Source organism: Streptomyces sp. NPDC002130 (genome assembly GCF_040296465.1).
GTDB lineage: Bacteria > Actinomycetota > Actinomycetes > Streptomycetales > Streptomycetaceae > Streptomyces.
On sequence record NZ_JBEOXI010000720.1, the window covers coordinates 1 to 1,627 of the forward strand.

The 1,627-nt window shown below is 62.5% G+C and carries 2 protein-coding genes; both read left to right on the forward strand.

Features of this window, described 5'->3' with window-relative positions; translation table 11 throughout:
- The first annotated feature begins 407 nt into the window (after positions 1–407).
- Complete coding sequence (locus ABT116_RS44800) at positions 408–1,241, forward strand: DUF3560 domain-containing protein (protein WP_307807323.1); 834 nt, start codon at positions 408–410, stop codon at positions 1,239–1,241.
- The coding region (locus tag ABT116_RS44805; RefSeq protein ID WP_351646745.1) for a hypothetical protein at positions 1,238–1,627 on the forward strand (390 nt) is incomplete at its 3' end. The genes ABT116_RS44800 and ABT116_RS44805, both read left to right, overlap by 4 nt.

The following is a 1,627-nucleotide window of genomic DNA, read 5'->3' on the forward strand; positions in this document are numbered from 1 at the left end:
GAACCGGTGGTCTCGGGCTTCCCGCCGTCCTTGGGCGTGAGGCCGGTGCCGGCGCCGGGGTTGGTCAGCAGGCCGATGATCAGGCCGATGCTGACTCCCCGGCACCGGGTGCGGCGGGGACATACACGCAGGTGAATGCATGTTTTTGTCGGATATCGAGGGTAGGTTTGGAGGTGTCCAATTGCTGACGGGCGGACTGACTACCTGCCCCACTGTTAGGTCGGAGATTCGAAGTGACGTTGACGATTTCGCACACTGCCGCGGATGGAACGCTAATTGACGGGACCTCTCGCGGTGATGGTTCCGGAGATGTATTGGCGGCGCACGGGTGGAGGTGGTTTCGCAGTATCGGTTTCTGGGGGATCCGGAGCAGTAGGGATCGGGCTCCGAAGGTTCGCCTGATTGAGTTGACTGCAGAGGCGTTGCGCGCGAGTGGTTTCGATGTCGAGATTGATATCGACTCGACAGCGCGGCCGACGGCCGAGGTCGAGGCCGATCGCATTGATCGTCAAACTGCTCGGGTGGAAGCGCTCGCGCTGAAGGCGGGGCGCCGGTCAGAACAGGCGGAGTCGGCTTGGGAGGCAGAGCAGCGCGCGGCTGCCCAGCTTCCTCCTGGGGGTGAGCCGATCAAGGTCGGGCACCATTCGGAGGGGCGGCATCGGCGAGCGCTCAAGAAAGTCCATCAGCGCCTGGGACAGGCTGTGGCAGCCGAGGGGAATGCGGAGGAAGCACGTAGGCGCGCGGAGGCGACAGCGGTGACCACAGCGGCTCGCTACAGCCCGGTGACCGTGAAGAATCGGATCGACAAAATGCACGCAGAGCAGCGCGCGGACCAACGCGAGCTCGACGGTCACGAGCGGACGCTCTTCGTGGTGCGTGGCGTGAAGCTGATCGAGAAATTTCCTCCGGCCGAGGGCACCTACCGTCAGGCGTTGATTACCCGTATCGCCGAGCGGGCCGACCAGATCACCTATTGGGAAGGAATCCGCGCCCAGCAGATCGCGTCAGGTCAGGCCAACAATTTCGGGCCGGACACGATCGCGAAAGGAGATCTGGTCAGGTGCTCGGGTGTCTGGTATTCGGTGGTTCGGGTCAATAAGAAATCTGTCACTGTTCCGGCGAGGATTGGCGGCGATTGGACGGACACTATTCCGTATCACAAACTTGCTGGACACAGGCAGGCGAAGGAAGCCGAAACAGCTTCGGCCAGTTCATCTTCCATCAAGGAGGTTCGGTCGTGAACAGTCTCCGGGACGAGATTCACAGCGGAGAGTTTCGGCAGTCGCGCCACTATCCGGTTGCACGTTCCGTGGAACGTGTTGCTGCCCAAACATTTATGCGACTCCACCCCGAGACCGAGTGGCCACCGGTTAACGGCCACTTCGCGGACGTGTACCGCCTCGCCAGCTGGCGTCTGCTCACACCGCTCGAGACTGTCGCCGCTCTCGATTACGAAACTCTGACGGCGAGCTCGTGGGACGCTCTGCCGGACGATCAGCGCGAAGCCTGGTTCGAGCATGTGCGCGGCACCAATTCTCGTCTGTCACGCACCCGGATCGGCAGATTCACCCGCCGCCCGCGGGTCCTCATGGAGCTTCTCCTTCGCCAGCCCCAGATCCATGGCCAG